The organism is Saccharospirillum impatiens DSM 12546, from assembly GCF_000423605.1.
Classification (GTDB): domain Bacteria; phylum Pseudomonadota; class Gammaproteobacteria; order Pseudomonadales; family Natronospirillaceae; genus Saccharospirillum; species Saccharospirillum impatiens.
In genome coordinates this window covers 1-8,671 of record NZ_AUIH01000079.1, presented here as the reverse complement: position 1 = coordinate 8,671, position 8,671 = coordinate 1, and the positions used below count along the sequence as shown (strand labels likewise).

Genomic DNA, 8,671 nt, shown 5'->3' with positions numbered 1-8,671 from the left:
GTGGGAAGCGTGACCGTCAACTCAGTTTCTGAGTGTTCCGGGGCAGCCGCACTGACGCGGGTAAAGCCAGATTTTGGATTTGACTGACTGCCCTGTGTTTGGCGTAATTTGCTGCGCCAGTACGTAAACTGATGATAGGAAATACTCTGCTGTTTGCAGAATGCCATGCCGGAAAGGCCTGAGGCTTGGCAATCGTTCATGATCTGTTGCCAGTCGTGCTGTCGTTGTTTGGTCATCACAATGCATTCCTCGGTACTGGATCGGAGGAATCAGTGTGAATGAGTCGGTACGGTGAAAACAGGTGCTGATTTATTGGCGCTTACAGTCTTTATTATGTTCACTCGTGGACCGGACATGGTCTTCTGATGAAGATTTCAAATAGACAGTACTATTGGTTGGTACTCTCTGGTTTGATACTGGGGCTTGCTTTCGCTATTGCCACTGCTTTCTGCGCGGAAGTTATAAATTCCTACTTGAGCTTAAAGATGGGAGCTTTGGTCTCAATAGTTCTGGCAGGTATTTGTTATTGCACTGTAGCTTAGGAGATGTAGAACCGATGGAGGCTAAAGCTTGTTGCTGCACTATTTCTGCTAGGCCTATCAGTAACTAATACACCCAGTGCTTGTAATCAGTTTCGCTGGACACTCACATTAGGCACTTAGTAAGGAGTGTCCATTGATAGTTATGCTCTATGGTATTCCGGTGGGTGTCCTCAGAAGTCTCTCGGAAGTCTTAAGCCGAAATATTTTTAGTAACATGGAAGGGGGTTTTCCCGCTTATTGGATGACAATGAAAATTTGAATAATCAGTAAAAGTTAACGTCGCAATGGACGCATCCTGATAGAGCTCATTTATCAAACTGTTGGCATTTGCAATGTCAAGAAACTCGAGGTGATGAAGAGAACTATCAGAATCTATGAGAATCGTGACATACGGCTGACTTTCTTTGATTCCTGTGGCTATTTGTATTCGCCATATCAATGCAGAGGATCCGACTATAAGTTTATCAAAGGCAAGTTCGATTTCCTCCCTTGAAATTGAAGTTCCAAGAATATTGGCATAATGTTGTTCGCGACCGTGGAGGATAAGGGTCTTTCCTTCAAAGCCACAGTTGCATTTGTGGCTATCTCGAATAGAAACTATATCGTTAGTGTTGTGAGCTAATACTTTCTTTCCGCTAGGAAACTCCAAGTCAACAACCAAGCTGTTGGAATCGCTATTTTGATAAGCATTTACGTGTCGAAATACATGATATTCCTGCTCTGCAAGGCTGGAGCATTTATATCCCAAAACACCAGTTTCTTGTGTTGTATAGGTTAAAGGTAATATCGTAGTTCCTTTTGGTATAAATCGCTTATCTTCACATACGAAACCTTCACCAAAATAAAAAATGGTCTTCAAGCAGCTAATATCAATGTCATTTTCTGCACAATACCCGTAAAGTCTTACAACATAATTAGGTAGCGCAATCAACGTATCAATTCTACAATCTAAAATGTGGTTAACAAGCTTTTCAATATCGTAAGACGAGCTAAAAGGATAACACGTTCTATTTGTAATTTTTGCTACTTCCTGGACAAAGATAAAACCACCCCAAAGACCACCAGCTGCCATGCAATTTGCAATTTTCTCTACTGACAATTGACTAAAAATCGGCCGTATTTTTGTAGCAGACTGTTGACACACGAATTCAAAGTCCTCCCAGGCATGTTGGACGACACGTGCTTTTTTTGTCGTTCCACCCGTCGCAAATACGATTCCATTATTCATATTATTACGCCTTATCCTTAAACGAAGCCAGCATGATTGATAGACCCAACATTGATACAATACCCAGCAAATAAAAAGAAGCCATTTCTGTATTAAAATCTATCAGCCAACCTGTCGCGTAGGCTCCAATCGCTTCACCAACATTCGCTGATATTAACAGGACGGAAAAAGCCTGACTCTGGTATTTCGCAGACAGCCTGTCGGAGCTTCTTCTATAAAATAGCGGAATAACAACAGATTCAAATAGTCCATATGCCATTATCGATAGGAACGAAATATAGACATTTCCGAGAAAAAATAGTGAGCTAAATACTATGATTAGCAAGAGAGTTGAGAATGAATTAGAAATGTATTCTCCAACTCTGGTTTTAGATAAATAGAACTGCCAAATACAAATAACAACTCCAACTAATGAAAAGAGTATGCCGATATGGTTCTCTATTGCAGGTATGAACTGGCCTGAAGTAACTATGCCAGTAATAAATATACCCATAATCATATAACAGGCAAATATTCCAAAAGTTAAGGAAGGGAATTTATCAACCTTGAATATTGAAGAAATACCTTTAATCAATGATTCTGAATTTCCTTTTATCAAGGGGTCTATCTGGCTGTACACAAAGAAGGACAATAGAGCGAATGCTAGGTATACTAAGCCCATGAAGTTGTAGATGAGATTTTCGCTACCAATTGATAGCATGCCTACTAATGGAGCCAGTACAATTGCTGAATTTTGCGCAAGTGATATATTGATGAATACCCGTTTTTTCTTACTGTCAGGGGTCACTAAATTGAGGGCCGTACGAGAAAATGGCTTACCTATAGCTTTAGCTAAACTCATTATCGAAAAAAATAGTACATACCCCAAAAGACTATCAACATGCTTTAACAGGAGGAAAGAAGAGAACATCAAGAGTGGCGCAACAAGATAGAGAGTCTTTATGCGAATGCTCCGTAGCCATGTAGAGATCGACAACATCATTATCGACTCACAAATTACTGCATAGGTAAAAAGCGAACCTACTTGCAGCGCTGTAACATTATCGATCTGAGAAATGTGCGGTAATACAATGAAAAATGAAAATTCATTGAAAAACATATAGAAATATATGAAAAGTGATTTGCTATTAGGTAAGCTATTAGATCGAGTTGTCACTTTTTCTCCGGATTTCTGATAAGTAGATAACAAGGCATTCAGCTACTTCTTTTTGCTTAGATTTTATAAGACCTGAAAAACCAGCCAATACAGTTTCGATTTCGCTAATGTAATGGTGACCTTGAGTATCAACCAAAAAGTCAATTGCGAGAAATTGAAGGCTCAACCTTTCAGATAGCTTCAGAGCAATCTCAAGTATTTCTGGGTCAAGTGTAACATCCACAGAACGGGCACCTTTAGAGACATTTGCAAGAATACTGCCTGCTTTAAGTGATCGTACTTGATGTGCGATTAGTTGATTTTTAAAAACATAGACTCGTATATCATACTCTGCGGCTATGTACTTCTGAACTATCAAGTCCATGGTAGAGCTAGTTAGTAGCTCCACCATGGAAGTAAATTCACTTTCGGAATTTGCTTTAACTACTCCAAACCCCCTCGCCATTTTATTGGGCTTAATTATAACTGGTAGGTCTAGCTTGCGAAGAACAGATCTGATTGTTGTATCTTGATAAACCTTGTAGGTAGGAATGTAAGGAAGGTTATTGCATTTTAGCCAAAGTGCTGTTGATAATTTGTCACTGATGTTCAATCCTGATGCCGTAGCCGGTTGACTTACCACGGTAACCCCGAAAATCATTAAGTAGCCCTTAAGGTCCCTTAGCAATTCACTTTGAATTTCATCCTTAGAAAAATCAGAGATTAGTACGACAATGTCCATTTCTTCATCCTGAAAAAAATGTACAAATTCACACTCTGTATCTAGCGATATAGTCCTACTGTCAAACAGCTCGAGGCAAACATCATTCGCATAAAAATGTTCCTTATAAAACTCAGCTCCAGATTTAATCTCATATTCCGTGAAATGGCAAAAATCCATAACCCAAACGACTTTAAATGCACACGCCCTTTCAGTCTTCATAGAGAGCACCTATGCACTCAATATTGAAAAACTTAGCGTATATTCGACGGTTTGAACCGCTAAATTTATTTCGTCCATGCATGAAGCGCTTATTGTCCATAATGACCATGTCACCGGCGCTCAACGGGACCACTTGCTCCAAATCAAGATAAACATTCGAGATAGCATCCAGTAGGTTCTGGGTGATTTTAAAATTATTTTCATCAGTCAATCGACCACCGCCACCACCTTCATAGGGGCCATATATGCTGTTTGTGAAATGAATGGAACCATCCTTTTTATGTTTGAAGGCTGAGGTAGAAAATGAAGCATCAACACACATATTGTCCAGGAAACTGAATGATAGACTCGGATCAGAAAACTTAGCCATCACGAGTTTTCGCACATCATCCATTGTTTCGCAGCCCCATGCCCTACTCCAATAGGGTAAGTCCATTGTTGCGGTATACTTTATTTTATTTCTTGAAAAGTACTCAATCACGTCATTTGGCAAGGACTCAAACACTGCCTTTCCATCTACAACAATTGTCTCTCCACCCAATTCAGCAGGCTTTTCACAAAAAAAAGCAGCAATATCTGGTTGAACAGGCATTCTTCCCATTTCCATATGAGGAGGTACCCAATCATTTCCTTTCGTAACTTCTTGGACTGAGTCATCTTCCGTAATCTTTTCTCGTTCAGAGCCGTGTACTAAATTCTGATCAGAAAGAATATTCGTAAGTTCATTGAAATCTTCTGCAGAGAGGTCGCTATTGCGAATCTGGCAGAGACCGTCAGTGGCAATTTTTGAAATAACTTCCTCAGCATTAAACTTAGTTTTCATATTCCTTCCTTGCTCACTGCCTTTGAAAAAGTGTGCAACAAGTTATCGATATCTCTTCTATAATGTGTTCTCGAAAGTGCTATTCTTATCATTGCTTGCCCAAAGGGCACTGTGGGATACATAGCAACGGTACAAGCGAAGCCTTGTAGCATTAGTTCTTTGTTTATCCGAATAGCAATTTCTTCCTCTCCCACGAACAATCCACGAATGGGAACTTTACTTTCAAAATTGATAGTGTCGGGTGGACACTTCATGTCAAAATATTCGCAAATCGAGTTTAATTCATCTTGAAGTTTGTAAATCTCATCGCTCAAGTGGATATCAGCTGCGGCGGACGCTGCCGCTACTGTAGGAATGGCTAAGGGTCCACCAAAGATATAGGGGTTAGAGTATTTCCGAATAACCTCTTCATCTTCAGCACTGTAGACTGAAACAGCTCCTCCCGTAGATCCAAATGCTTTTGCAAGTGAAGAAGTTAAAATAAGTCTTGGGTGATAGTTTCCCCCCAGTTCTTGCATAGCATAGCCGGCACCATTAGGCCCCATAATGGAAGTTCCATGCGCATCGTCTATATAGGCATATCCACTAAATTCCTCTGCAAGTGTCATGATCTCTCTAACTGGCCCCAACCCTCCCATTGAGCCTACACCATCACTTAGTGTGATGGGGGTTTTACCATTTTTTGCAACTTCTGAAATAACCTGTTTTAGCCGCGCAGCATCCTGAAAGTTTACTCGTGTTACCTTTCCAAACTGTTCTAAGATTCCTCTAAGAACTTGAATGCTGGCATGGGAAGTCTGATCTATAATCCAGTGTGGTTGGTTCTTAATCGTGTAGGATGGCAGTTCATTTGCACCAAGCAAGGGAAGTACTGCAAGATGGCAGAGTCCGACAGTAGAAAAAGTAGTAGTCGGAGCTCCAATAATTTGAGATAACTTGTTGTCAAGAGTGGTTGTCATCTCCGGCCGCATTCGTGTTCTTGCTGCCGCAAAAGTCATACCATATAAGTCGATAGAGCTTTTGGCAGCAGAACGTATGCGCGAATCGTCTTCTAGCCCGAGGTAGGAACAGGACATGAACTCGATCATTTCTTGCCCTGAAACTGAAAGCGTTACTTTTTTACCTGATTTTTCAGAGAATACGAAATCGTTTGCACCGATTTTCCATACTAAGTCTTGATGTGGCTTTGACTTTTCTATGCGGCGGTTCAGCCAATTTCCATCAGCAATAGTTGTCATATAAATTCCTTTTAGAACTGTATTTACACGACTGTTTTAGTCGCAAAATTTGTGATAATTGCCAAGATTAAGTATTAATCCCTTAAGTGAATCCAAATTATTATTCGGCTGGCCGTTGACTGGATTGTAACTGTTGATTCTAAGTATCGTTACTAGCATAAAGTTCTGTAGCAGTAAGTACAAATACCCTCTTGTTTCAAGAAAAATCCTACAGCTCAATTTTCTGTTTACGGCATTTCAGGTGAGCGGTCAATTGGGCTGGCACCTTACTCATAGATGGATAGTCCGTAAAGCAGGTATCGTGCAACACTTCTTTGTTCCGTGAGGTCAGTCACAGATTCAGTCTTATGGAACGGCCACATAGGGCAGGCACCGTAGTAGACGAGCCTATAGGACATGCAGAGCGCCGGGCAAAGCCGATAAAAGATTGGAGGTGAAATCCTTCTGCCTGGTAAGGGCTAGCAACCAGCCAGGACCTCGAGTCATGGGCCACCGACTATTGGGACAGTGGACTATTGTGACAGTCACATTAGCAGCTAACAGGACACCCAACGGAGTGATTTTTGAAGAGGTTTCGAGACTCGAAGTAGAGACTCTTCAAAGCTGAATGGTAAAGAAGGGGCTAGATCGAAAAATTGAGGCATTTAGCCCAAAAAGCCGATTTTCAGGCACAGGAGAATCTCAGGGTCCCCTGATAGTCACTTTTGAATTGGTAAGCTAGGTTAAGTGAGTGGCAGCCGCCAGTCCCGGTGTTCGCCGATACCCTAACCGGTGACACTGAGCCTGAATCGAAAGGACGGTACCGACAATTCCTTTGAACTGACTCTCGAAATTCTGGGTGTTATAAACCCAATGCTCAACGTCGATGTTGAAGCGTTCGAGAATGGGAGGGCTCTGTTGGTCGATACTTCCGCGCTTGTTTGATCGAATCTGTCTGCCTCTCCAGTCAACCAATTCCAGGTAGTCCTGTGACCTAAACGGTAAGCCTGTAGGCATGTCCTGGCGAGGGTAGCCTACGAATGGGAACAGCGCCTTAGGCTGCGCTGGTTCAGAAGGGTCAGGCTCTGCTTGAGCAGTGTCAATGCGCTTCTTAACGGACGTATGGTCAGAGTTCTCTGGATCATCTGTCATCTGCGCGCGAATGGGGTTCAACTCCACATAAGCCATGCAAGTAGCCAGTGCTGTTTCATCGAGTAAAGCTTGAGATTTGAATCGACCTTTCCGCCAATTTTTCTGGAATAAATTGGCGCAGCGAATAGCTGCCGCGTAGCGTTGGAAACCATGGATGGTTTCCATAAGTATCTGCCAGTGCGGAAGTCTTCTGCATTGGCCTGGCGTGCAATATCTTCGTTCAAAGCACGCATAAACCAGCTGATCGACTTAAGGCGCTCACGCCACTTTGTTACCAGTTCAGAAAGGACCTTGGGTTGTGCATCATGTAGGTCTTTACCCCTTGTTACTTTCCATCTTACTGCTCCGCCGAATGACATTGTTAAAACTGTAAAGGCTTGTCATTGACCGGTGCACGTGTACCCGACATCTGTAGGGTACCCGCCGTCTTACCCGGGCTGTAAATTGACTCGCTTTGGCTGTGGGAAAACTGGGGAAGGTTGGTATGAGACGATTCGAGAACGCACCTCGGTGGCTGGCAATGGCTGGTCTGGCATTGCTGCTGGCGGCCTGCGAAGGTGGCGGTAGTGGGTCCCATGGGGCGAATAACCCCGGCGCGAACCAGGCCCCAACCGTGACTGTCCAGTTCCCGCTTTCGGGTAGCCTGACCACCGGCACCAGTATCACGGTCCGGGGCACCGCTATCGATCCGGATGGCGATGTCATCACTTCCGTCACCGTCCATGGCATGTTGGCGGAGACAGACGATGGCTTCGCCACCTGGCAGGTGCCGAACGTGCCGTTGCAGGCTGGTACCCAGTCGCTGGAAGGCGTGGTGCAGGACGCAGAGGGTGGCGTAGGGCGTTTCAGCCTGGCCCTGGAGCGGGGCGAAAACCCCGGCCCGGAGCTTCTATGGACACCCACATTAGGCGTAACCGTTCATTCTACGGCGTTCTATCTGCCCACTTTTTCGCGCGATAAGCTGGCCCCTCACTTATTTGATTGAGGCCAGCATGACGAAGACACATTCACCCCGTAAAACGCCAGAGCAATGGCAATCTCTGGTCACCCAGCAGCGACAGAGGAACAGCTTTGCGCGACACCCACATTAGGCGCCTATTAAGGGGGGTATAATGATAGTTATACACTATTGTATTCCAAGCCACTAAGGACATGCAGCGTAGTAGGGAAGCGGAAAGGTGACCCTATATCGAGTCAGTAGTTTGAAAGACGAGACTACCGATTCACTTAAGTCTGGTAATTTAAGGAAAATTGGCTGATTTTTGTGATTTTCACGCACGCAAGCGCCTCAGGTAGGCCCGAGAATTGAGAAGTGAGGAAGGTTCTGGCTAAGTAGGTTGCGCGCCTAATGCTAATCCAGGTGTTCGTCTGTAACCGAACTGCTGACACTTTGCTTTAATCGAGATTGCAGTGCCAACCAACCCTTTAAACTGGCTTTCAAAGTGCTGAGTGTTATAGACCCAGTGTTCAGCATCGATATTAAGGCGTTCGAGGATGGGTGGAAGAGTCTGTGTGATGCTTCCGCGTTTGTCGTTACGAATCTGACGACCGGTCCAGTCAAGCAGTTCCAGGTAGTCTTGCAGCCGAAAGGGCAAGCCTTCTGGCATGTCTTCCCTAGGGTAGCCAACAAA

8 protein-coding genes and 1 pseudogene are annotated in these 8,671 nt (G+C 43.7%); 1 reads left to right on the top strand and 8 read right to left on the bottom strand.

Annotation, left to right across the window (positions count from 1 at the left end; all coding sequences use genetic code 11):
• The 7 genes from tnpA to G565_RS25030 form a co-directional block, all read right to left on the bottom strand.
• Nucleotides 1–236 (bottom strand): IS66 family insertion sequence element accessory protein TnpA (gene tnpA, locus G565_RS0119390; RefSeq protein ID WP_028672316.1); only part of this gene is annotated, 236 nt, incomplete at its 3' end.
• A 496-nt stretch (nt 237–732) separates the two neighbouring features.
• Nucleotides 733–1,770 (bottom strand): hypothetical protein, encoded by a 1,038-nt coding sequence (locus G565_RS0119385; RefSeq protein WP_028672315.1) that lies wholly within the window; start codon nt 1,768–1,770, stop codon nt 733–735.
• Between the two features lie 4 nt (nt 1,771–1,774).
• Entirely contained in the window at nt 1,775–2,926 is a 1,152-nt protein-coding gene (locus G565_RS0119380; protein ID WP_028672314.1) for an MFS transporter, read from the bottom strand.
• Nucleotides 2,910–3,848: an ATP-grasp domain-containing protein gene (locus G565_RS0119375; RefSeq protein ID WP_028672313.1), complete on the bottom strand. Its 939-nt coding sequence runs from the start codon at nt 3,846–3,848 to the stop codon at nt 2,910–2,912. Before G565_RS0119375 ends, G565_RS0119380 begins: the two co-directional genes overlap by 17 nt.
• A complete protein-coding gene (locus tag G565_RS0119370; RefSeq protein WP_028672312.1) occupies nt 3,838–4,671 on the bottom strand; it encodes a TauD/TfdA family dioxygenase in 834 nt (277 codons plus the stop codon). The genes G565_RS0119375 and G565_RS0119370 overlap by 11 nt, the downstream gene beginning before the upstream one ends.
• Entirely contained in the window at nt 4,668–5,909 is a 1,242-nt protein-coding gene (locus tag G565_RS0119365) for an aminotransferase class I/II-fold pyridoxal phosphate-dependent enzyme (protein ID WP_037340408.1), read from the bottom strand. Before G565_RS0119365 ends, G565_RS0119370 begins: the two co-directional genes overlap by 4 nt.
• A 717-nt stretch (nt 5,910–6,626) precedes the next feature.
• Entirely contained in the window at nt 6,627–7,205 is a 579-nt protein-coding gene (locus tag G565_RS25030) for a hypothetical protein (protein WP_051208293.1), read from the bottom strand.
• 319 nt (nt 7,206–7,524) lie between these two features.
• On the opposite strand from G565_RS25030, the gene G565_RS0119355 reads away from it, so the two are divergent.
• Nucleotides 7,525–8,025, top strand: a complete 501-nt coding sequence (locus G565_RS0119355) for a hypothetical protein (RefSeq protein WP_028672310.1) — start codon at nt 7,525–7,527, stop codon at nt 8,023–8,025.
• A 343-nt stretch (nt 8,026–8,368) separates the two neighbouring features.
• On the opposite strand, the pseudogene G565_RS26550 reads toward G565_RS0119355, so the two are convergent.
• A pseudogene (locus G565_RS26550) lies at nt 8,369–8,671 on the bottom strand (alpha-amylase family glycosyl hydrolase); the annotation flags it as partial.